Annotated in this window: 26 protein-coding genes; 13 read left to right on the forward strand and 13 right to left on the reverse strand. The window is 40.8% G+C overall.

All coding sequences use genetic code 11. From position 1 onward, the window contains the following. Positions 1 to 123: 123 nt before the first annotated feature. On the forward strand, positions 124 to 1,332 hold the full coding sequence (locus tag HRJ06_RS02335; RefSeq protein WP_338421048.1) for an MFS transporter: 1,209 nt from the start codon (positions 124 to 126) through the stop codon (positions 1,330 to 1,332). A gap of 229 nt (positions 1,333 to 1,561) precedes the next feature. Here the strand turns inward: HRJ06_RS02335 and HRJ06_RS02340 are convergent, their stop codons facing one another. Then, the gene (locus tag HRJ06_RS02340; protein ID WP_174728244.1) at positions 1,562 to 1,759 is read right to left on the reverse strand and encodes a hypothetical protein; all 198 of its coding nucleotides are present in this window, start codon (positions 1,757 to 1,759) and stop codon (positions 1,562 to 1,564) included. Between the two features lie 356 nt (positions 1,760 to 2,115). Here HRJ06_RS02340 and HRJ06_RS02345 point away from each other — a divergent pair, with 356 nt between their 5' ends. Genes HRJ06_RS02345 through mnhG form a run of 7 tightly spaced genes read left to right on the forward strand, consistent with a single transcriptional unit; the run spans position 2,116 to position 7,860 of the window. Continuing rightward, positions 2,116 to 4,518 carry a Na+/H+ antiporter subunit A gene (locus tag HRJ06_RS02345; RefSeq protein ID WP_174728247.1) on the forward strand — a complete coding sequence of 801 codons (2,403 nt, stop codon included), beginning with the start codon at positions 2,116 to 2,118 and terminating at the stop codon, positions 4,516 to 4,518. Continuing rightward, the gene (locus HRJ06_RS02350; RefSeq protein ID WP_174728250.1) at positions 4,515 to 4,937 is read left to right on the forward strand and encodes a Na(+)/H(+) antiporter subunit B; all 423 of its coding nucleotides are present in this window, start codon (positions 4,515 to 4,517) and stop codon (positions 4,935 to 4,937) included. The genes HRJ06_RS02345 and HRJ06_RS02350 overlap by 4 nt, the downstream gene beginning before the upstream one ends. Continuing rightward, on the forward strand, positions 4,937 to 5,278 hold the full coding sequence (locus HRJ06_RS02355) for a Na(+)/H(+) antiporter subunit C (RefSeq protein WP_174728253.1): 342 nt from the start codon (positions 4,937 to 4,939) through the stop codon (positions 5,276 to 5,278). Before HRJ06_RS02350 ends, HRJ06_RS02355 begins: the two co-directional genes overlap by 1 nt. After that, positions 5,271 to 6,752 (forward strand): Na+/H+ antiporter subunit D, encoded by a 1,482-nt coding sequence (locus HRJ06_RS02360; protein ID WP_174728256.1) that lies wholly within the window; start codon positions 5,271 to 5,273, stop codon positions 6,750 to 6,752. Before HRJ06_RS02355 ends, HRJ06_RS02360 begins: the two co-directional genes overlap by 8 nt. Positions 6,753 to 6,756: 4 nt before the next feature. Further along, a complete protein-coding gene (locus HRJ06_RS02365; RefSeq protein ID WP_174728259.1) occupies positions 6,757 to 7,233 on the forward strand; it encodes a Na+/H+ antiporter subunit E in 477 nt (158 codons plus the stop codon). A gap of 47 nt (positions 7,234 to 7,280) precedes the next feature. Then, on the forward strand, positions 7,281 to 7,517 hold the full coding sequence (locus HRJ06_RS02370) for a Na(+)/H(+) antiporter subunit F1 (protein WP_422392709.1): 237 nt from the start codon (positions 7,281 to 7,283) through the stop codon (positions 7,515 to 7,517). After that, complete coding sequence (gene mnhG, locus HRJ06_RS02375; protein WP_174729286.1) at positions 7,501 to 7,860, forward strand: monovalent cation/H(+) antiporter subunit G; 360 nt, start codon at positions 7,501 to 7,503, stop codon at positions 7,858 to 7,860. The genes HRJ06_RS02370 and mnhG overlap by 17 nt, the downstream gene beginning before the upstream one ends. A 582-nt stretch (positions 7,861 to 8,442) precedes the next feature. On the opposite strand, the gene HRJ06_RS02380 is transcribed toward mnhG, so the two are convergent. Together HRJ06_RS02380 and HRJ06_RS02385 are read right to left on the reverse strand one after the other, a co-directional pair. Continuing rightward, on the reverse strand, positions 8,443 to 8,829 hold the full coding sequence (locus HRJ06_RS02380) for a hotdog fold thioesterase (RefSeq protein WP_174728265.1): 387 nt from the start codon (positions 8,827 to 8,829) through the stop codon (positions 8,443 to 8,445). 59 nt (positions 8,830 to 8,888) lie between these two features. Further along, positions 8,889 to 9,497, reverse strand: coding sequence for a DedA family protein (locus HRJ06_RS02385; protein ID WP_174728268.1), 609 nt, complete (start codon positions 9,495 to 9,497; stop codon positions 8,889 to 8,891). Positions 9,498 to 9,767: 270 nt separating this feature from the next. Between HRJ06_RS02385 and HRJ06_RS02390 the strand changes: the two genes are divergently transcribed. Continuing rightward, on the forward strand, positions 9,768 to 10,250 hold the full coding sequence (locus HRJ06_RS02390; RefSeq protein ID WP_174728271.1) for a YuzC family spore coat inner layer protein: 483 nt from the start codon (positions 9,768 to 9,770) through the stop codon (positions 10,248 to 10,250). 94 nt (positions 10,251 to 10,344) lie between these two features. Here HRJ06_RS02390 and HRJ06_RS02395 read toward each other — a convergent pair whose 3' ends face one another. The 5 genes from HRJ06_RS02395 to HRJ06_RS02415 form a co-directional block, all read right to left on the reverse strand. Next, complete coding sequence (locus HRJ06_RS02395) at positions 10,345 to 10,560, reverse strand: hypothetical protein (protein WP_174728274.1); 216 nt, start codon at positions 10,558 to 10,560, stop codon at positions 10,345 to 10,347. Between the two features lie 118 nt (positions 10,561 to 10,678). Continuing rightward, the gene (locus HRJ06_RS02400; RefSeq protein ID WP_174728276.1) at positions 10,679 to 11,275 is read right to left on the reverse strand and encodes a sulfite oxidase-like oxidoreductase; all 597 of its coding nucleotides are present in this window, start codon (positions 11,273 to 11,275) and stop codon (positions 10,679 to 10,681) included. 121 nt (positions 11,276 to 11,396) lie between these two features. Then, on the reverse strand, positions 11,397 to 12,710 hold the full coding sequence (locus HRJ06_RS02405; RefSeq protein ID WP_174728279.1) for a Na+/H+ antiporter family protein: 1,314 nt from the start codon (positions 12,708 to 12,710) through the stop codon (positions 11,397 to 11,399). Between the two features lie 221 nt (positions 12,711 to 12,931). Beyond that, the gene (locus HRJ06_RS02410) at positions 12,932 to 14,434 is read right to left on the reverse strand and encodes a leucyl aminopeptidase (RefSeq protein ID WP_174728282.1); all 1,503 of its coding nucleotides are present in this window, start codon (positions 14,432 to 14,434) and stop codon (positions 12,932 to 12,934) included. Between the two features lie 63 nt (positions 14,435 to 14,497). Continuing rightward, positions 14,498 to 14,878 carry a DUF309 domain-containing protein gene (locus HRJ06_RS02415; protein ID WP_174728285.1) on the reverse strand — a complete coding sequence of 127 codons (381 nt, stop codon included), beginning with the start codon at positions 14,876 to 14,878 and terminating at the stop codon, positions 14,498 to 14,500. Between the two features lie 394 nt (positions 14,879 to 15,272). Between HRJ06_RS02415 and HRJ06_RS02420 the strand changes: the two genes are divergently transcribed. Both HRJ06_RS02420 and HRJ06_RS02425 read left to right on the forward strand, forming a co-directional pair. Next, positions 15,273 to 15,743, forward strand: coding sequence for a divergent PAP2 family protein (locus HRJ06_RS02420; protein WP_174728287.1), 471 nt, complete (start codon positions 15,273 to 15,275; stop codon positions 15,741 to 15,743). Between the two features lie 17 nt (positions 15,744 to 15,760). Then, positions 15,761 to 16,537: a cobalamin-binding protein gene (locus HRJ06_RS02425; RefSeq protein WP_174728291.1), complete on the forward strand. Its 777-nt coding sequence runs from the start codon at positions 15,761 to 15,763 to the stop codon at positions 16,535 to 16,537. A gap of 45 nt (positions 16,538 to 16,582) precedes the next feature. Here the strand turns inward: HRJ06_RS02425 and HRJ06_RS02430 are convergent, their stop codons facing one another. From HRJ06_RS02430 to HRJ06_RS02450, 5 genes are all read right to left on the reverse strand, one after another. Next, complete coding sequence (locus tag HRJ06_RS02430) at positions 16,583 to 17,293, reverse strand: 3D domain-containing protein (protein WP_174728294.1); 711 nt, start codon at positions 17,291 to 17,293, stop codon at positions 16,583 to 16,585. Positions 17,294 to 17,645: 352 nt separating this feature from the next. Further along, entirely contained in the window at positions 17,646 to 17,969 is a 324-nt protein-coding gene (locus HRJ06_RS02435) for a YuiB family protein (protein ID WP_174728297.1), read from the reverse strand. Between the two features lie 420 nt (positions 17,970 to 18,389). Then, entirely contained in the window at positions 18,390 to 18,515 is a 126-nt protein-coding gene (locus HRJ06_RS02440) for a YuiA family protein (protein WP_174728299.1), read from the reverse strand. Positions 18,516 to 18,671: 156 nt separating this feature from the next. Next, a complete protein-coding gene (locus HRJ06_RS02445; protein ID WP_174728302.1) occupies positions 18,672 to 19,154 on the reverse strand; it encodes an NUDIX domain-containing protein in 483 nt (160 codons plus the stop codon). Between the two features lie 102 nt (positions 19,155 to 19,256). Further along, complete coding sequence (locus tag HRJ06_RS02450) at positions 19,257 to 20,474, reverse strand: NAD(P)/FAD-dependent oxidoreductase (RefSeq protein ID WP_174728304.1); 1,218 nt, start codon at positions 20,472 to 20,474, stop codon at positions 19,257 to 19,259. A 443-nt stretch (positions 20,475 to 20,917) separates the two neighbouring features. On the opposite strand from HRJ06_RS02450, the gene HRJ06_RS02455 reads away from it, so the two are divergent. Further along, a complete protein-coding gene (locus HRJ06_RS02455; protein WP_174728306.1) occupies positions 20,918 to 21,913 on the forward strand; it encodes an FAD-dependent oxidoreductase in 996 nt (331 codons plus the stop codon). Positions 21,914 to 22,063: 150 nt separating this feature from the next. Further along, positions 22,064 to 22,282 carry a hypothetical protein gene (locus HRJ06_RS02460; RefSeq protein ID WP_174728309.1) on the forward strand — a complete coding sequence of 73 codons (219 nt, stop codon included), beginning with the start codon at positions 22,064 to 22,066 and terminating at the stop codon, positions 22,280 to 22,282. Positions 22,283 to 22,305: the final 23 nt, after the last annotated feature.

Consider the following 22,305-nt stretch of genomic DNA (forward strand, 5'->3'; position numbering starts at 1 on the left):
ACAATGTAATTTTTTAACTTTTCTGCTTTTTTGAGGTGTCTTCCTTTGAATTTTTTTGTTTTTTTCGTTACACTTATTTAGAGTACCGAAATACTGGGCAAAATTATATAGAAGGTGTTTACAATCAATCGGGAAAAACGAAATCTTGTCATCATGTGGTTTGCCAACTTTATGGTTGCAGCAAGTGCAACAATGGTTTTACCTTATTTATCCTTATATATTGATACTTTCGGTCAATATAGCGATGAGTATGTCCAGAGATGGTCAGGTTTTGTTTTTGGTATAACATTCGTAACTGCTTTTTTCATATCTCCTTTATGGGGGCGGTTTGGAGATAAATATGGCTATAAGCCTATCTTATTAATAACCGGATTCGGAATTGCTGTCAGTATTTTTCTTATGGGATTTGTAAATTCAACGTTGGAGTTGTTTTATTTAAGAATGGCGATGGGGGCTGTTACAGGATTTATTCCGACCTCTCTGGCTTTCATCTCTAAACAAACCCCAAAGGAAATCGCAGGAAAAACGCTGGCTACCTTGCAAATGGGGACCGTTTCAGGCGGCTTATTTGGCCCCCTTATCGGAGGTATACTTGCTGATCTGTTCGGTTTCCAATACACTTTTATTTTTACCTCGATCGCAATCGCACTTGCAGCCTCGATGGTAGCCATCGGAATAAAAGAAATAAATCCGGGCAACAAGGACCAAACCGCAGAAAAATTCTCTCGGAAGGAAGTATTCAGCCACCTTGTACACAACCGCCTGCTTTTAACTGTTATGTTTATCTCTCTGCTTGTCCAAACTGCTAATTTTAGCGTGCAACCGTTACTAGCTCTTTATGTTGATGAATTAAGTGCAGCAAGCAGTGTGGCCTTCCTGGCAGGGCTTGCTTTTTCGGCAACTGGTTTTGGAAATCTAATCGCTACAAGGAAGTGGGGGAAACTAGGGGATTCTATAGGACACGAACGGGTAATAATGATTCTTCTGGCACTTTGCTGCCTTTTATTTATTCCACAGGCATTAGCTGACTCTCTTTGGCAGCTCATCCTTTTCAGGTTTCTATACGGAATTGCTGTTGGCGGGGTCATCCCTTGCGTTACTGCTTATATACGGCTCGTTTCTCCGCTGTCAATGCAAGGAGAGGTACTAGGTTACAACGTCAGCTTCCGCTTTCTTGGGAATGTCATTGGACCTGCCATGGGTGGCATTGTTTCAGGTTACCTTGGTATTTCTTCTGTTTTTTATATAACAAGTGCCCTTTTCCTGCTTGCCTTCACAATCCTATGGTGGAACATAAAAAAAGACGAACAGGCAGCAGAAACCTCTTACTGATCTAAAATAGCAAAAAGGGGATGAGATCTCTCCCCCCTTATCACAATCTTTCCTTAATTCCGATAAAAACCTTATATGTGAACCTAAAAGAGGATGAATTATTCAGTTCATCCTCTTTTTATTGGGCTGAGCTATAGGAATTGCTGACTTTGACCTATGTTGATTGGAGCTGGAAGGCACGTAGACCTCCTCGGAATGCATTCGCAATGCATCAGGCGTATCAACATTATTAAGAAGTAATGATCCTTACATATTCACGGGGGCGGAACCTTAACTGTTTTTGAATGTTAAGAGACTGTATTGGAATCGCGTCGACTACCTCTTCTTCCCGCTCATAAAATTCATGCTGGCTCCGCTCGTTTAACACCCAGCCTCCTGAAAACAATACTGCAAAAATGCTCATCGCTGTAATCGCCTTTTTAGCCATAACATACCACCACCCTAAAAATAGTATGCATGGATTAAGCGGATCTTATTCATATAAAAAAGCGCATTTTCTGTAAACATCTCCAGAAACCTGTCACTTTTTTTCAGGCTTAAATCACGGCTTTCTACCTATTTAATAGAAATTGAATATCCCAAACCAATGGTGTTTCACACATGCATCGACCTGCATTTTAGGTTATAATTTGTCTGGGGTATAGAAGTGGAACGGAATAAAATTGTGCATTGATATCCTTATTTTGGAGATATTGATAAAAGGGTTACAACTATCGAGAATGATCAAGTTCCTGCCCAGCACTAGGACTTGATGCTAGAAGCTTACATAGAGGGGGAATTTTTTTGTCGCTGCTTCATCTTGCCATTATCTCTCCATTATTACTGGCGTTGCTGGTACCGATTTTTTATCGCTACTTCCGGCAAATACATACAGGGTGGTTCCTGCTGCCTTTACCAATCTTATTGTTTATCTATTTTCTGCAGTTTATCTCCCATACTAAAAATGGAGAGGTAATAACAGAAACAGCCCCTTGGATCCCTTCCTTCGGAGTAGATTTTGCCGTTCGGATTGATGGGCTTGGTCTGTTGTTTGCCCTGCTTATTACTGGAATCGGTTCGCTCGTCGTACTGTATTCCGTTTATTACTTATCAAAAGAACACGAAAAGCTTAATACTTTCTATATCTACCTGCTTCTTTTTATGACTGCCATGCTTGGGGTAGTATTATCTGACAATCTGATTGTTCTGTATGCTTTTTGGGAATTGACAAGCTTTTCGTCCTTTCTGTTAATTGGGTATTGGTACCATAGAGAAAGATCCCGTTATGGTGCTCAAAAATCGATGATTATAACAGTCCTGGGCGGTCTGTCTATGCTAGGGGGCATTTTGCTTCTCCATATTATGACTGGCACGTTTAATATCTCAGAAATTATCCTTCAGTCCGGAGACATCGTGAACCATGTGCTGTTTATCCCAGCCATGCTGTGCTTTTTATTAGGAGCATTTACGAAGTCAGCCCAATTTCCGTTTCATATTTGGCTTCCTGATGCAATGGAAGCTCCAACACCTGTCAGTGCGTATCTGCACTCTGCAACTATGGTTAAAGCAGGAATTTATCTGGTAGCTAGAATGACGCCAGTCTTCGCCCATGATGGCATATGGATATGGCTTGTCGCTGGGTTTGGTATAGTGACCTTATTCTGGGGATCCTTTTCAGCAGTAAAACAAACTGATTTAAAAGGTATTCTGGCATTTTCTACAGTAAGTCAGCTTGGAATGATTATGTCGCTGCTCGGTATCGGTGCCGCAGCACTCCATTACCCGCAGCTAGATGACAGCTTTTATACAGTTGCTACAACTGCAGCGGTTTTCCATTTAGTCAACCATGCCACATTTAAGGGAAGCTTGTTCATGGTAGCCGGGATTATCGATCATGAAACAGGTACAAGAGATATTCGCAGGCTTGGCGGCTTAATGAATTTCATGCCGATCACCTTTACGCTTGCAATTATTGGTACATTTTCGATGGCCGGTATTCCGCCTTTTAATGGGTTCCTTAGTAAGGAAATGTTCTTTACTGGAATGGTCCGTGTCCTCGAAATGGATATCTTTAATTTGGAAACATGGGGATTCCTTTTCCCTGTTATCGCGTGGATCGCCAGTGTATTTACCTTTATCTACAGCATGGTGCTGTTATTTAAAACATTTACAGGGAAACATCAGCCGGATAAGCTGCCTAAAACCCCACATGAGGCACCAATTGGACTGCTTATCTCTCCGATAATCTTGGCATCGCTTGTCATTGTTTTCGGCTTTTTCCCAAATATACTTTCACATAACATTATCTCACCGGCAATGGAGTCTATTTTGCCTGGTTTGTTGGTAGAAGGACAAGCTTTCGATGTTCATATTTACTTCTGGCACGGCTTCACAGTCGAATTATTTATGACAATTGGCGTCATTGCACTGGGAACCCTCCTGTATTTCACTTATCCAAAATGGTCAAGAGTTTACGGGATATTCACCGAGAGGTTCTCACTCAATCGTGCTTATGACAGTCTTATTGAGAATTCACAAACAGGCTCATATAATTTCACTAAGACATATATGAACGGATCTATTCGAACCTACCTGGTTTATATATTTTCTTTCTTTGTTTTTATCTTAAGTGTTAGCCTGGTTGCAAAAAATGCATTCGTATATGATACATCGAATGTGTCTCAAATCAGAATCTATGAAATCATTATAGTTCTGATTATGGCCATAGCATCAGTCACAATTCTATTTGCAAAGTCCCGTTTAACTGCAATTATTTTACTCGGGGCAGTTGGTTATTCAGTTGCATTGTTCTTCGTTGTATTTCGGGCTCCTGACCTGGCGTTAACACAGCTAGTCATTGAAACTGTGTCTGTCGCCCTGTTCCTGCTCTGTTTTTATCATCTTCCAAAGAAAAGACATGAAGAGCGTATGAGCTTTAAACTTACGAACCTGCTTATATCTATTGCTGTAGGTGCTGTCTTTACACTGATTGCTCTTTCTGCACACAGCAGCAAATTCTTTGAACCGATTTCACAGTACTACGTAGAAAACACCTATGAAAAGGCTGCTGGGAAAAATATGGTTAACGTAATTTTAGTTGATTTCCGTGGGTTTGATACCCTATTCGAAATCTGCGTACTAGGCATTGCTGCCCTCGGCATTTATGCGATGATCAAACTTCGTATGACAAGGGGGAAAGAAGGATGAAAATAAATGACGTTATCTTGCAAACTGCGACAAAACTTGTCCTTTTTGTAATTATTCTTTTTTCCATCCATTTATTCTTTGCGGGTCATTATTATCCAGGCGGCGGTTTTATCGGAGGCTTGATGACTGCAGCAGCAATTGTCCTGCTGCTGCTAGCCTTTGATCTAAAAACAGTCGCAAAAATACTGCCTTTTGATTTTAAAAAGGTAACCGCCATCGGGCTGCTGTTTGCAGTCGGTACAGGAGCTGGAGCATTGTTGTTTGATGCACCGTTCCTGACACATGCATTCACTGATGCATATTTGCCGCTGCTTGGGAAAACATCGCTCCATACGGCTGTCTTATTTGATATTGGTGTATACCTTGTTGTAATTGGAGTTACGTTGACCATTATTCAAACGATAGGAGAGAGTGAATAATGGAGATTTTAATGGCATTTACAATCGGAATTTTATTTATGTCAGCTACCTATTTAATGCTGTCTAAAAGCCTGCTGCGCATCATTATAGGAACTGGCCTGCTCAGTCATGGCGCTCACCTGCTTCTCTTAACCATGGCGGGCCTTAAGCGGGGAGCACCACCCTTGCTTGGTGAAGAAGCAGCCAGCTATGCAGATCCGCTTCCACAGGCTTTGATTTTAACGGCGATTGTTATCAGTTTTGGGGTAACCTCCTTCTTTTTGGTACTCGCATACCGTGCTTACCAGGAGCTTGGAACTGACAATATGGATCGTTTGAGAGGAACAGAAGGAAATGACTAATTTAATTTTACTGCCAATTCTTGTCCCTCTGCTTGCCGGGATTATCTTAATATTTTTCACAAAAAACATACACCTGCAGCGTTGGTTATCCGGAATTTCCTCGCTTGCTACAGTAGTGGTGTCGGCCTTTGTTTTACTAAAAGTAAGGCAAGATGGGATTCAGACTCTTGCCCTTAGCAGCTGGGAGGCACCCTTCGGCATAACGCTTGTTTCAGATATGTTGTCTGCACTTCTTGTCTTTATGGCCAGCATCATTTCCTTCGCCTGCTTGATCTATTCTTTCCGTTCAATTGGAGAGCAGCGCGAAAGATTTTATTACTACTCAATATTCCAGTTTCTGCTGGTTGGAGTGAACGGAGCCTTTACAACAGGCGACATATTCAACCTATTTGTATTCTTTGAAGTCATGCTGATGTCATCGTATGTACTCTTGGTGCTTGGTGGGACAAAAATCCAGCTGCGGGAATCTATTAAATACATTTTGGTGAATATTATTTCCTCGGCATTGTTTGTCGTAGCAGTCGGTTACTTATATTCAATAGTCGGGACCTTGAACATGGCCCATATATCACAAAGAGTTAGCGAGATTAACCAGCCAGGCATAATTACAGTAATTGCGGTGCTGTTCCTAATTGTCTTTGGGTTAAAAGGTGCCATATTCCCGCTGTTTTTCTGGCTTCCGGGATCATACAATGCTCCGCCGGCTCCCGTGATGGCGATCTTTGGAGCGCTTTTAACCAAAGTGGGAATATACTCGATCATGAGAACCTTTACACTGCTTTTTCCTCATGACACAGGGTATACACACCAGATTTTGTCGGTGATGGCTATTCTAACGATTATTACTGGAGCTATTGGCGCTATTGCTTACTGGGATATAAAGAAAATTATTATTTACAATATTATCGTTGCAGTAGGGGTAATCGCTTTCGGTATATCGGTCATGTCCTATGATTCACTGGCTGGTTCCGTTTTTTATCTAATTCATGATATGAATATAAAAGCTGCTTTATTTTTATTAGTAGGAATTATGATTAAGATTACTGGTACTAGCAATCTCAGAAAGATAAGCGGGTTGATTGCTCACTATCCAGGACTTGGCTGGACCTACTTCCTTGCTGCTTTGACAGTTGCCGGCATCCCCCCTTTGAGCGGGTTTATTGGCAAGGTGATTCTTGTCCGTTCTGGGTTTGAAGAAGGGCATTATTGGGGGGCTGCAATTGTCCTGATGTCCAGCCTGCTTGTACTGTTTTCTGTGATGAAAATCTTCATCAATGGGTTTTGGGGAGAGCCAAAGGATTACCCTGAAGGGAAAAAGGTCCCTGTTAATCAATTAATGATCGCCCCTGTATTGCTTGTTATTTTTGCAATATTTTACGGTTTAGGAATTGAAGCCGTCCAGCCGTATATCTCACAAGCCGCAGAAACCTTAAGCAACCCGGATATTTATATTAATGCGGTTTTAAAGGAGTAATGTGATGGCCTTTCAAATTTTACTAAATATCGTACTAGCCTTTGTATATATGTTTTTAAAGGTATCGGCTTCCCCAGTTACCTTTTTAGTTGGTTACTTTTTCGGCTTGCTGGTCATCTTTATTTTCAGGCGGTTCTTTCAGTCTCGTTTCTACCTTCTACGGATAGTCGCAGTAATAAACTTATTTTTCTTATTCATTAAGGAATTAATTTTATCTAACATTGCGGTGTTAAGGGTAATTCTGAAGCCGAAGCTGGATATAAGGCCAGGAATCTTCGCTCTTCCAACAGAACTTAAAGAAGACTGGGAAATTACCGTGCTTGCGAACCTGATCACTCTGACTCCAGGGACTCTCGTTATCGATGTATCAGATGATAACAAGATCCTTTATGTACATGCAATGGATCTTGCCGACGCAGAAGAAGCAATAAACAGCATTAAACAAACATTTGAAAAAGCAATCATGGAGGTGAGCAAATAATGCTTGAAACGGTCGTCCAATTCGCATTATTGTGTATCGCCATTGCAATGCTGGGCCTTATTTACCGCCTTGTAAAGGGTCCTACTGTCCCTGACAGAGTAGTCGCGCTAGATGCACTCGGCATTAACCTTATCGCCGTCATTGCTCTCGTATCGATAATTTTAAAGACGAATGCTTTTTTAGAGATCATTCTCTTAATTGGTATTTTAGCGTTTATCGGTACAGTGGCCTTTTCGAAATATCTTGAAAAGGGGGTAATAATTGAACGTGAACGCAATAGCTGATCTATTCATTGCCTTCTTTATCATTATTGGAGCTTTTTTAAGCCTCGTTACAGCTTTTGGCGTCATACGTCTGCCTGATGTCTATACGCGAAACCATGCCGCTTCAAAAAGCGCTACATTAGGGGTTATGTCCATTTTAATCGGAACCTTTTTATACTTTTATCTAATTGAAGGTCATTTCAACTCTCGGATTATACTCGGAATCGCCTTTATCCTTGTAACCTCTCCTGTTGCAGGTCACCTGATCAGCAGGGCAGCTTATAATTCCGGAGTGGAGTTATGGGAAAAAAGTGTTCAGGATGATTTAAAATTAAGTAAACAAACTGCCAAAAAGGAAAGTTAACTAAAAGAAGCATTAACGCCGTTTAGCGGCCGAGAACTTACCGCTGGAACGCTGGAGCTGTATGCATAAGAAAAGCGCAAGCGCCCGTTAAGCGACGTTTGAACTGGAGTACGCCCGACTGAGATAAAGGAAACACGAGGAGCCGAAGCGCGATGTTGATTGTGGGCGAAGTACAAAAGTCACTGGCGCTGAAGCACAAACAACAATCCACAATTCGGAAGTTTTTTACCACTAAAAAGAAGAGCCGTTGATTTCACTATTGGAAATCACGGCTCTTTTTCTATCTCCATTGATATGCACTGCGACGCTATAGGTCGGTCCATTCAAGATGAATTCATTTCTAAATACAATACTAGCGGAGGAAATGCGCGAAGACTCCTGCGGGATAGCTAAGATGAGGAGACCCCGCAGCGAGGGACGAACGAGTTATCAGGAGGCTCAGCTCGAGCCCGCGGCCTGCATAGTGTATTTCCAGAGCGGCAGTAATGTAGCATATATATTACAAGCTAAAATAATGTTATTTTATTATTCCCCTCTGAAAGAACCTAGAGCCTCGCTCAGAAAGTTGTTATGCTCCCCTGCTTACTTTTTTATTTTTATAACAGCCATTGTGCACCTTGATACACAAACTAACCGGCCCTCTTCATCACTTATTTTAATATCCCAGACCATTGTTGTCTTGCCTCTGTGGAGAACTGTCCCGACTGCTGTTACGATACCGTCTTTTTTGCCTCGAATATGGTTAGCGTTAATTTCCAGCCCAACTGTTGCTTCTTCTTCCTTGTTTACAAGTTCATATGCTCCAACACTTGCAACAGTTTCAGCTAATGCTACTGAGGCTCCCCCATGAAGCAAACCAAAGGGCTGCCTTGTTCTGTCGTCAACTGGCATAGTAGCTGTCACAGTACCTTGTCCTAGCTCTGTTATTTCGATCCCTAGTGAATTAAGTAGCGTGTGATTAATGTTCAATTACTTGCACTTCCTTTTCTGGTATTTTGGGAATTAATCTTAACAAAGGTATATACATACTAACCGCCATTTAGCGCATTTACCTTTTTACGTTTTTTCCTGCGGTAAATCTTTATTGCTGCTAAAATGAAAACAATTACCCCAATTGCGAGGAGGAGCTCTCTTCCATAATACATGATTGTATGAATGTGATCGCCAAATAGGTAGCCAAGTGTGAACATAATCAGCAGCCAGACAAAAGCACCTAAAAAGGCAAACAGCATAAACGTTTTAAAGGGAAGTCTGCTAAATCCGTATAACAGGGGAACAAAGCTTCTTAGTCCTGGAACAAAATAGCTTAGAAATAGTGAAAAGGCGTGATACTTTTCCATTAACCTTAAAGAGGATTGAATCGTATTTGAAACCCTTTTTCGCTTTCTGAAAAAACTTAGCGATCTTTTGCTCAGTAAGCGCCCAAACGTGTAGCTTGTTGTAAGGGCCGCCAATATCCCTAAATATGTAACAATAAAAGCTGTTATTGGATTTAAAATCTTTAAGGAGGATGCTAGGCCAACTGACATTGTTATCAATTCATTCGGAACCGGGATAACAAATACACCGAACCACAACCATAAAAACAAACCTATATAGCCTTTTTGCTCGATAATGCTAATTAAGTCCAAATCCATGGACTGCTCCTCCTTCAACCTCTCTCTCTTTCCGTGAAGGTTATTTTTATAGAATTAGTATATAACCATTATAATTCTATTTTCACTGCTCATTCCCTTTTTTTTCTTTAATAAATCAACCACTGTTTGACGTTCTTTATTTCCTGCTGCTTAGATTATCCTATGTTAAATCCTGCTTGTTTCATCCTTCTTTTTAGATTGCACGTCAAATCATATATAAGATAAATTGGCATATATATTTTGTATCTTACTAAAGAAAGGGGTCATGCAATGAATCCCTTTTACGGAAACTGGTATCCTCTTCCGCTCCAGTATTATGGACCTTTTCTGTATAAAGGAGTGCCTCTGCACCTTAATTTTCATTATCCTTATTATCTTTTTCAATCATTTGCACCTTACCAGCCTCTACTTTCCTTTAATCCTGCAGTAATGACTCGGACCCCTAATTCAACAGCAAATCAATATCCTGACGTTAATCCCGACATATTTATGGACTCTGCTGGAAAAGCCTTATCTCTAATAAATGATGCGACTATTTTACTGAACAAAATTAAAAGTTCAACGGGATTTTCAACTGAATTAATGAATTTCGCCCAGAAATCAAAAACAAAAGAAGTAGAAAGACTAATAAAATCAGTTGGGATCAAAAAGGTACCTGAGGTCAAATTTAACCCCGATGGACTTATTCTTGATTTTAGGGGAGAAGCAGCCTGCTGCTATCTAACACTAAAAGTTAAATGGGGACAAATTTAAGATCAACAGCATGGTACTAGGGAGGTAACAGGAGTTGCATTATTATTTGAAAGCAAAACAGCTCTCAAACCTGAGAGCTGTTTCCATCTATCGTTTACCAGTAAAACGGTCTGCCGTATCCATATCCATAACCAGGGTATCCGCCGTATCCAGGGTACCCACCATAATATGGGTAAGGGGCATATGGACGCGGACGAACGAGTGCGCTGCCCAGTAAGCCTCCAACTACTCCCCCTAAAAACGGGCCGCCGAAAAATGGGCCGCCGAAAAAGCGATCTCCCCCAACATTTCCATAAGGGTTTCTATACATTTGGGTTGCCTCCTTTAAAACTGAATGTCTACACTATTTACTATGCGGCATGTCAGCTTTTTGAGTGGGCTGATAACCTCTTTCGGCTAAAGTTTCTAAGATATTTGACCATCATTAGTCAGTCCCAGGTAAATCTTTGTTCTTTCCATGGGTCTCCATATTGGTGGTATCCGTTTTTTTCCCAGTAACCTGGCTGGTTAGTTGCTGTGAATTCAATCCCTCTGACCCATTTTGCACTTTTCCAGAAATAGAGATGCGGAAAAACAACTCTAAGCGGCCATCCATGCTCTGGTGATAACGGCTTTCCATTATGAGTATGGGCTAAAAGACTAGTTTCCCGAATAAAATCGCTAATTGGAAGATTGGTAGTCCAGCCTTCTTCAGCGTGAAGAATTACAAATTCTGCTTCAGCTTTGAGTTTAAGGTGCGCCATAAGTTCGGTTACTGCTACACCCTCCCAGCTATTATCCAGCTTAGACCAGCCTGTAACACAGTGAATATCATTTTCAAAAGTAAGTTGCGGCCACTTTAATAAATCTTCATAACTGAAGGATTTTTCTTCCTCGACCAATCCAAACACTTTTAGCTTCCACTCGGATAAATCATTATAATATGGTACATTTCCCGCATGCAGAACAGGGAATGATGTAGTTATATTTTGGTTAGGCGGTACTCGTTCTAATTGTCCCTTGTTTTTAATTTTTCCGAAGTACATTATTTAACACCTCAGCAGGAGTTTTTATGTTATCTATAGTGTATACCCGTCCTACTCCAAGAATACCATTGAAAGAGGCAGCCCTCGTGGAATAAGGTGCTGCCTCTTTTTTTTGCTATTTTTATAGAATAACAGCTGCGATCCAGCCAAATAATATGAGTGGGATATTGTAATGTAGAAATGTCGGCACACATGTATCCCAAATATGGTTATGCTGGCCGTCTACGTTTAATCCTGCGGTAGGCCCAAGAGTACTGTCAGAAGCAGGGGAACCTGCATCTCCAAGGGCGGCAGCGGTTCCGACAATTGCTATTGTTGCCATTGGGCTGAAACCTAACTCAAGGCTAAGCGGAACGAAAATAGTCGCAATGATCGGAATGGTCGAAAAAGACGACCCAATTCCCATTGTTACCAGCAGACCAACAATTAGCATTAACAATGCGCCAACTGCCTTGTTGTTTCCGATAGCATTTGCAGCTTGTTCAACCAGTAATTCAACATGGCCAGTTTCTTTGAGTACATCTGCAAAGCCGAAAGCAGCCAGCATAACAAACCCAATGAAAGCCATCATTTTCATACCTTCAGTTAACAGATCGTCGGCCTCGCGCCATTTAATTGCACCGCTTAAATAAATGACTAGAATACCGCCTAACGCTCCGAAAATCATTGAATCTAAAACTAGTTGAACTGCCAGAGCAATTGCTATTGCAATCAGCGAAAAAATAATGCCGATTTTTGAATACTCGATTTTAACTTCTTCAATAATTTTAATTTCTTTGTACTCTCTAGGCTTTCTATATGTGAAGAAAATAGCAATTAATAACCCAGCTAAAAGTCCAACAGCGGGCAATATCATTGCAACTGGTATGTCTCCCATATTAATACTCATACCGCTAGCAGCCATATTATCAGCAAGAATTTCATGGAAAATCTTTCCGAACCCTGCAGGCAGCAAAATATAGGGAGCCGTAAGTCCAAAGGTTAAGACTGAAGCAATCAAGCGTCTGTCAATCTTTAAGCCATTCATCACCTTTAAAAGCGGTGGAATCAGTATAGGAATAAACGCAATGTGAATAGGAATTAAATTTTGTGAGAAGCAGGCCATCAGCAAAATGGAAAAAACAATAAGTGCTTTGGAATAGGTTTTAGTCTTTGCTTCACCTTCTCTTCTTACAACACCAAGTATCCACTCTACCATCAAATCAGGAAGACCTGTTTTTGAGATGGCAATTGCAAAACCGCCCAGCAGAGCATAGCTTAATGCAACCTCGGCACTGCCTCCAAGTCCATTTGAAAATACTTCGATTGTCTGCTCAATCGTTAATCCGCCTGTTAGTCCGCCAATCAGTGCCCCTGCTATTAATGCAAACACTACGTTTACACGCAGCAGGCTCAAGACTAGCATGACTAGAACAGCAATAATTACTGCATTCATAGTTGTTCCCCTCTCAGATTCTAAGTAAATATTGTATAATTGCTTTAGTATGGTAAATTGGTAGAGAATTAAAACACAAATAATAAATTATCATATTTATATATTTAGGTCAATCACTTTTACAGAAAACATGATCAATAGAACTACAGCACCTAGTTAAAATAATCCGTTCAGAAAAAAAACTCCGGAATCTTGTCCGAAGTTTTTTCCTATCTTTTAAGTTATTCCGTTTCAAACCGTTCAACGAACAGCGCAAGTGTCCTTGCCATCACACCAGTTCCCCCAGAAGGTCCCAGGTCATGATCCTTCTTTGTTGTCGATGTTCCGGCAATATCCAAATGTACCCAAGGTGTTCCTTCAGCAAATTCACCTACAAAGGCTCCACCCATAATGGCGTGTCCCTCTCTGCCTGGTGAATTATTTAAATCAGCTATCTTGCTGCTGCGGACTCTTTCCTTGTCTTTCTCAAAAAGAGGAAGCCTCCATATTGGCTCGCCAGCTTCATAGGAAGCCTCAAGTATCTGTTCAAATAGGGCTTCATCGTTTGTCAGAGCCCCTGTTGTTTCCGTTCCTAGTGCAACAATGACTCCTCCAGTCAGTGTCGCAACGTCCACCAGATAATTCGCACCATGATGCTTTGCATACGTCATCGCATCAGCCAGTACAAGGCGTCCCTCAGCATCCGTATTTAACACTTCAATTGTTTTGCCGCTCATCGATGTAATAACATCGTCAGGCTTAAAGGCTGACCCGCTGATCATATTGTCAGTAGAAGGGATAACAGCTACGACATTCTGTTCAGGCTTAAGTTCCCCAATAATTTCCATAGCGCCAAGTACAGCTGCAGCACCTCCCATATCTGTCTTCATTCCAACGATGCCATCCTTTGTTTTGATTGAATAGCCGCCTGTATCAAAGGTAATCCCTTTTCCTACTAGCCCAATTACATCAGTCCACTCTTCTCTGCCTTGGTACTTTAAAACAATCATTTTCGGAGGTTCAACTGAACCTTGATTTACAGCGAGAAAAGCTCCCATTCCAAGTTTCTCAAGATCAGCCTTTTCAAGAATTTCGGACTCAAACCCGTATGTATCAGCAAGTTTCACAGCGTGGTCGGCAAGATCAGCTGCCGTTAATAGGTTGCCTGGAGTATTGGTTAATGTTCTGGCTGAATTCGTTCCTTTTCCATGGGCATAACCAACCGCCACTGCTGCTTTGACGTCGTCTTGCTCCTCTATCTGGCTGTATACTGTAACGTTTTCCAGCTTTTTGTCAGGCTCATTTGTTTTTTGCTTATAACCTTCAAACTTGTAGGCTGCAAGAACTGTTGCTTCTCCAAGGGCATGCCCTGCATCAAGTACGCTAACATTTTCCGTTGTAAACGTGTCAAGCAGTACAGCCGCTTCTGCTGCTTTTTCTGAATTTACGGTTTTAATAGCCCGTCCCATTGCCTCCCGCAATACTTCGAACGTTAATTCTTTTTCTTTACCCAGTCCGACAAAATAAAGCCTTTTCGCACCAAGTTTGCCGAAAGTGTGCAGCTTTGAAATGGCTTTTGGCTTTACTGACATGTCCCCGCTTTTAACAAGTTCGAGAAGATAGCCGTCAAGCAGCCCATCTGCCTCTTCCAGGTAACCGTCAAATCCTGCTGTTTTATTAAATAATCCAATAATAAGAACTTCGTGCTTGCTATTAAGATTAAAGTTGTTTGCTATAGTAAACAAACTGTCACCCCCTATAATATTTACTTCCCATTATATCCAATATAGCTTTAAACATCGAATTTGCTAATCTTCTTCCAAATAAAGAAGCAAGTTCGAAAGTAAGGGTAAGCTGTCTACTTCTTCAAAGGGAACCTTATCAACAGTAGCAGGAATCCTCATTAGACATTCTTCAATGAAAAAATTTACTCTTTCTAAATCAAGCCCCCAGTGTCTAGGCCGATATTCCTGAAGATATTCATGAGCAGCCTTCATCATTAAGCGAGCGCCCTTTACATTACCGTACTCGTAATGGTAAATCGCCACGCTCATTTGCAGCAAACCTTTAAAGAATAAATTCCCTTTATCTGTCATCCACATTTCCTCAAGTAAATCATGGCAAGTATAATAATCGCCCTCATTAAAATGGATAAAGAACTGGTAATACTCAAGCGGGTAATCCTGCATCTCTTTGCCTCCTGATTGATTTTCAACTGGCACAATTGGTTATGCTACATATGTTATCAAAAGCTATAAGAATATTGTATTAATCTAAATCAAAAGGGTATTAGATTAATAACGCTTTAGCAAACCAAATGCAACTTGTTATTTAAACACATTAGTTAAATGTAAGCGGAAGTACCCTGTCGGAGCGTAGCACCTCGAGATCCTCGAAGCATACCGGTTCTTCGAAACTGTTGCGCAGTTCCTTCGTCCGCGAGCATACTCGAAATGTTATATCATGTCCTGCGGGAAATGGGGGCAATGCCAGGTTTAACAGAGTCATTTTTTTAAAACGGCCAAGGTAAAAGTTGTCAGAGCTGCGAACGAAGCTTAAACTTATGAATAGGTGGTATACTCCATGAATCTGCTAACTAATTTTCCATTATGGGCCTCGCTTGCTGCAATCTTTTTTGCCCAGTTTATTAAAGTACCCATTCAATACATTGCCCTGAGGCGGCTCGACTGGTCTCTTTTAACCAGTACGGGCGGGATGCCGAGCTCTCATTCAGCAGCCGTAACAGCCTTATCAACTGGCGTAGCTTTAGAGGCTGGAATAGATTCAGCTGTCTTTGCTGTTTCTGCAATTTTTGCCATTATCACTATGTTTGAAGCAACTGGAGTCAGACGCCAGGCCGGTGAACAGGCTGTTGTCCTGAACCAGCTTGTAACTGATTTTAATAAATTTATTGACGAAGCAAAAGTATGGCAGAAAAAGCCTGAACAGGAGAAGCGCAAGGAACTGAAGGAGCTTCTAGGCCATAAGCCTATAGAAGTATTTTTCGGAGGCCTGTCCGGTATTTTCCTCACCATTCTACTGTATTTTCTTTAAAGGAGTGGCCTCATAAAATGAAAGTACTATCTTTATGCCCCAGTAATACAGAAGTTATGGCCTATTTGGGCTTAACACATCTGCTTGCTGGTGTAGACGACTATTCAGACTGGCCTGAGAGCATTAACAAACTGCCACGTTTAGGGCCCGATCTGTCCATTAATATTGATTTAGTGGAAGAACTTAAACCGGATCTTGTGTTAGCTTCATTAAGTGTACCTGGAATGGAAAAAAACGTTGAAGAACTCCAGAAGCGGAATATTCCACACATTGTTTTAAACCCCCAGAGTCTCAGTGATATAGAACAGGACTTAATCATTACTGCACAAGCTCTTAACCTGCCTGAGCATGGTGAAATAGCGGCAAAACAATTCCGCGCAAGGCTTGACACGATTGTCAAAAAAAGCAGCCAAATTGAAGAGAAACCTCTCCTCTATTGGGAATGGTGGCCAAAGCCAATATTTACTCCCGGTAAAATTAACTGGCTGACCGAGATTAGCGCTTCAGCCGGAGCCAAAAATGTATTTGAAGATGTTGATCTTGCCAGCATTCAGACTGACTGGGATGATGTAGTGCGCCGGCAGCCCGATTATATTTGTCTGGCTTGGGTAGGAGTAAGAAAGGATAAGGTGAATCGCAGTGTCGTAACAAAGAGGCCTGGCTGGGAGTTGATGCCCGGAATGAGCGAAGAGAAAATCTTAATTCTTGAAGAGGAATTGTACTGTAGACCCTCCCCAAGACTCCTTGATGGTCTTGAAAAATTGTTCAGGTTGATTCATCCGAAACTGTCCTAAACGACAAAAAAGGCAAATCCAGATAGTAAGGATTTGCCTTTCTTATTAGGATTCTTTTTTCATAAATTGCTGTCTAAAAACCTGCATGGTTTCATTCTCGTTCAAATCCTTGAGATCTGCTTCGGTCAGGGAACCATTTCCCAGCTTGACCACGAACACATCAACTGTTTGTTTTCCCCATTGTTCATAAACATCCTCAACGGTTTCATAGTACAGATCAACTTTATTTCCTTTAATAGCTCCACCTTTATCAGCAACCACTCCATATCCATAATTAGGGATAAAAAGAATCGTACCAATCGGAAAGACGCTTAAGTCGGCAGCTATCGTTGAATATAAATCTCTTTTTACTTTAACTCCAGAATATGTAATACCATAAAGCGGGTGCCCAGGATTTTTGCCCGTAGATTCAATCCCGGCAGTATACCCTGTTGCAATAATTTGCTTTTTAGGATATTTGGTCCAATCAAATGCCTCTTCAAGTGTTTGCGGGGGGCTAGCTACGGCCTCAGTTGATGAAATAAGCGGCGTTAACTCTGAGATTTTCTCAAGAAACTTAAAGCTAAGACCAATCGCTTTCTTTTGGTGGCTAAGAAGAGCATCCTCGTTCTCCTGTGAGGCTTCTTCATGGTTGACTAGATAAGAAGCCACCGTTTGTGCTTCCACTCCAGAAATTGACTGATATGTAGTAGATAGGGCCAATAAAAATAAAAACGTCATAAAAAAACGCTTAGACCATACTTTCAAGATATTCATATATAATTTCACTCCTCCCAAAACTATTAATTTCCCGTTTTGAGAGAAGTTATGCATAAACAAGCTGAATTGGCACCATTTACCTATTATTTAGAAGTCTTTTTAAGAGGCAAAATAAGCATTTCCCGGCATATATCAGTAATTATAATAACTGCTTTGTTTAATGGTAGCTGAGGATCCTCGACTTCTCAAAATACATTCGCATCGTGTTGAAAAGGGTAATTCGAGGGTGCTAAAATCAATGTCCTGTAGGAGAACGAGCAGGAGGACCCCGCAGGCACTTTATGCCGAGAAGAGGCTCCATGAGTCGCCGGGGGCCTTTTAAAAAGAAAAAAAACCTTCAAGCGAAGGTTTAGAACATCTGATATCCTCTTTTTCTCAAAAGTTTAATAGTAAAGCCAGCAACAACGGCACCTGCAAGGCCACTGCCTAAAATTAATACATCTGCAGGAGCTAGATTTAGCAGCTTTTGTCCCAATTCTGAGGTTGATTCACTGCTATTGCGGAAATATTCAATGAACCGAACATCATCTATGATAAAAATAGCGATTATCGGATAAACGATTGCCATTATCCAAGACATTCTCAAAAGCATATTTAACAAGAATCCTATTCCAAAGAAGAGTACAAAAAATAACAGCATTGAAATAATCAAGGTTGCAATTGTGAGTTCCATTCCTATTCCCCCTAATACAATCAATACTTAGTTTACTGAATGGATGAATTAGAGTCAATGAAAATCGAAATATGTCGCCGTGCTAATATAAGATAAAGCGCAAGCGCCTTGAACAGCCCCGACAAGCCTTAATATGGAAGCCGACTGTTTAACTTCGAGAAGACCGAAACCACTCGGGAAGTTAGGAGGCGCAATTCGAAATGCATTGGGGCCAGAGAGTGAAATCGTTCTTTGACTTCATCATCTGAACCGAAACGACCTCGAGCTGCTCGAAGCCGGTCGGCTCCTCGCAAGATACTAAGGGAAGCCAACTTTTTGGGAAAACTGGCTAGGCGCTGGAGCTAGACAGTAGTTAATGCCAAATTTTATACTTTCTTACCATATAAAAACCCCTTTCGCTGCCGCGAAAGGGGTTTAGTATTATTTATTCTTTTTTCCGGATCCTCCACAGCATGCGCATGTTTCAGAACCGCCTAATAGCAGTTGAAAGTAACCCTTCCCAGAGCAATACGGACATTCTTTTGTTTCTAGGTTATTTACTGTCAATTGAATCCGCTCCTTTTAAGAGAAATATAATTTCTGATAATATACCAGAAAATTAAGAGGGAAGAAAAGACTGAAAATTCCCCAAATTAGACTGTGAAAACGGATACAAAGGTTTTTTACTTCAATTTACTAATTCTTACGTAATATTTCAGAAAATTATAAAAACAATTTATAAGAAGTATATTTAAAATGATCCCCAGGGTTTATTCCATTTATTAACGGTTTTACAGGTGAATCTGATAACTTCAAAAAGTACTGTAGCATTATTGATACATTTTCATCTATCATAAGCTGATCAGGATGCAGAAATGCTGCAGTCTCGATTTCGTTTTCCTGTACTTGAATTGTATAATTCGCTTGTGGACTCAGCTTAAATACCAAAAGATTATCACTTATTTCACTTCGAATTACACCTGTTCTCAAACCGATCATTCCTTCAAGCTGGCACTTGACACCTGTTTCTTCTCGTGTTTCCCTAATGGCGGCCTCATCTGCTGTTTCTCCAGGGTTAACAAACCCTGCAGGAAGAGACCATTTCCCTTTTAAGCCCCCATATTTCTTTTTCACAACCAACCATTCGCTCTTTTCGTTAATGACAAACCCTGCTGAAGCAAGCCACACATTTCCCCGCTCTCGCATGAATATCCCCCCAGATCTTTACGTGTCTCTTCTAGATTATCAAATAAGGTTATCGATTGAATCGAAAAAGGCAGACCTTAAAGGTCCGCCTTTTTTGTATGGTTATAATACGTTAAATTTTCCTTTTTTCAAAACTAACGAGGCGCCGCCAATCATGTAAAGTGATCGGTTATCGATCATCTTTTTCATAAAGGATGCTTTCCCGCCAACCATCTTCTTTCCAAATGCAACACCTATAGCATCATCTTCTCCAAGAGAACATACGGTTCCCTTAATATCTGGAGTAAATGTCTCAAGGTCTTGCTTGTTTCTAATTAATGCAGCAAGGTTTCGGGCGACTACCTCTCCCTCCTGCATGGCAATTTGTGCCGTTGGAGGGTATGGGCGATTTATTTCTTCATTTATGATGAGGGCACAGTCACCAACAATAAAGACATCTTCCTGGCCAGGCGCTCTTAAGTCTGGTTCTACCTTTATGCGGCCGCGCATTGCTTCGAATCCGGATTTCTCGATTACTGAGCTTCCACGGACACCCGCTGCCCATACTACAGTTCCAGCCTTAATTTCCTCTACCTCATCTTCACCTTTGCCAACAATGATTCCTTCAGGGGTACATTCTTTGATTGGTGTGCCAATCATAAATTCTATACCCTTCTTCTCCAGCTGTGCAACCGCATAATTTACCAACTCAGGGTCAAAGCCTGGAAGAACCATAGGTGCTGCTTCAACACAAATTACTTTTACTTTGTGGTAGTCAACGTCATATTCACGGCATAGTTCAGGAACACGGTTTGCCAATTCACCAAGGAATTCAATCCCTGTAAAACCTGCACCACCTACAACAATTGCAAGACGCTCTTCTCTTTTTTCTGCTTCTGTATTATAAGTAGCAAATTGATACTCAATATGCTCACGAAGCTGTCTTGCTGAATTCACGTTTACAATTGAAAAAGCGAATTCTTTTAAACCTTTAATTCCGAATGTTTCTGGTTCAGCACCTAGAGCGACTACAAGGTAATCGTACATTACATCACCATTGTCAAGAATGACTCTTTTTTCTTCGAGTTTAATTTCCTCAACGGTTCCTTGGATAAATTCAACCTTATGACGGTCAATTACATCACGGATTTCATAACGCACCCGGTCATGATGAAGAGTTCCGGCTGAAGCCTCGTGAAGCCAAGTTGTTTCGTAGTGGTAATCATTTTTGTTGACCAGCACAATATCAGCTTCGTTTACTCCAACTTGCTTCTGCAATTTTACTGCCGTCATCAGACCGCCGTAACCCGCCCCTAGAATAACTATCTTCGGCTTTTTCAAAGTAATCACTTCCACCTTTTATAATTTTCAATATTTAGCGGTTCAAATTTCACGCTAAAAATTAATTAGTATATATTTTGGTTTGCTGATAAGTTTGTGATTTTATTCACTAAAGCAGACAAAAAAATGTTCTGAATTTGTCACAAAATCTTAACAATAATGTCTCTTTACATGATATTCCTTTTCTTTCCCTTTTTCAAGCAATTCTGCTAGATTTAAAAACGTGAGAATCTTTTGGAAACTTACCTGCTAGTAAAAGTCCTGGTATGTCAACGTTTTTCTCACGGACTAGGAACTTCATATTAATTAAAAATGGATATTTTTCATGCTGAGGAGTATTTGCGGTTATAATACACCAATCACTTTATTAATGTGAGGAAATAGTTCTTTTATGGTAATATAAAGATTAGAGTCATTTTACTACATGGTTAGGGGGATATCGTGTGAAAGAAGATCAAAACGTTTATGACATTACGATCATTGGCGGGGGGCCAGCTGGCTTGTTCACAGCCTTTTATGGTGGAATGAGACAGGCCTCAGTTAAAATTATCGAGAGTTTGCCTCAGTTAGGCGGACAGTTGTCTGCGCTTTACCCTGAAAAATACATATACGATGTTGCTGGCTTTCCTAAGGTGCGCGCTCAGGAGCTTGTAAACAACCTTAAGGAACAAATGAAGAGATTTGATCCTACAGTTGTTCTGGAGCAATCAGTAGAAAAGTTAGAAAAGCAAGATGATGGCGTATTTAAATTAACGACTAACAATGGGATTCATTATACAAAAACAATTATTATCACAGCAGGAAATGGTGCATTCCAACCCCGCAGAATCGACCTGGAAGACGCAGTTGCCTACGAGGGGAAAAACCTTCATTATTTCATTGACGATTTGAATCAGTTTGCTGATAAAAAAGTTGTAGTTCTCGGAGGCGGAGATTCCGCTGTAGACTGGGCCTTAATGCTTGAGCCAATTGCCGAACAGGTGACCATTGTCCACCGACGCGATAAATTCAGAGCCCATGAACATAGTGTAGAAAACATGGAAAATTCTAAAGTGAATATTAAGACTCCATTTGTTCCAGTAAAGCTAAACGGCGATGTTAATGGAATTAGCCAGATTGTCTTAAAAGAGACAAACGGTGAGCAAACCGAAACGATTGATATTGATGCTCTTGTTGTGAATTATGGTTTTGTTTCCTCCCTTGGTCCAATCAAGGAATGGGGTCTTAACATAGAAAAGAACTCAATCGTTGTTAATTCCAAAATGGAAACAAATATTCCAGGCATTTATGCTGCTGGTGACATTTGTACTTATGATGGTAAGGTAAAGCTGATAGCAAGCGGATTTGGCGAAGCACCTACTGCTGTGAATAATGCCAAAGCGTACATTGATCCAAAAGCCAAGATTCAGCCACTCCACAGTTCCTCCATGTTTAATTAAACTAAATCCTGAAAGGCAAGGCCATAGTGGTCTTGCTTTTTTTGTGAGCTTACTTTTTTAACGTTTACATTACAATTGCTAATAGATGCTTTATTCTCCTATATCAGGGTATTAATTAAATAGCACCTGAGAGAGATATGGGGTGAAATCATGGATTTCCGAGGAATAATTTATAATTCAAGCACAGGTAAAACAACTGTGGAGGTAACGCCTGTTGATTTTCAAGGTTACCTTGCAACTGCTCGCGATGAAGCAGCCGGGATTACTGTTCAAGAGTATTCAGACTGCCCTTACCGTGCGCACCGAATGGCTCTTGAACTTCTAAAGGAAGAAAGACTATTGGGGCTGCGCTACGGTTATTCTAATTGACAGAAAAGCCTGTTTAGGCATCT

This window comes from Mesobacillus harenae (genome assembly GCF_013343715.1).
In the GTDB taxonomy this organism is placed as follows: domain Bacteria; phylum Bacillota; class Bacilli; order Bacillales; family Cytobacillaceae; genus Mesobacillus_A; species Mesobacillus_A harenae.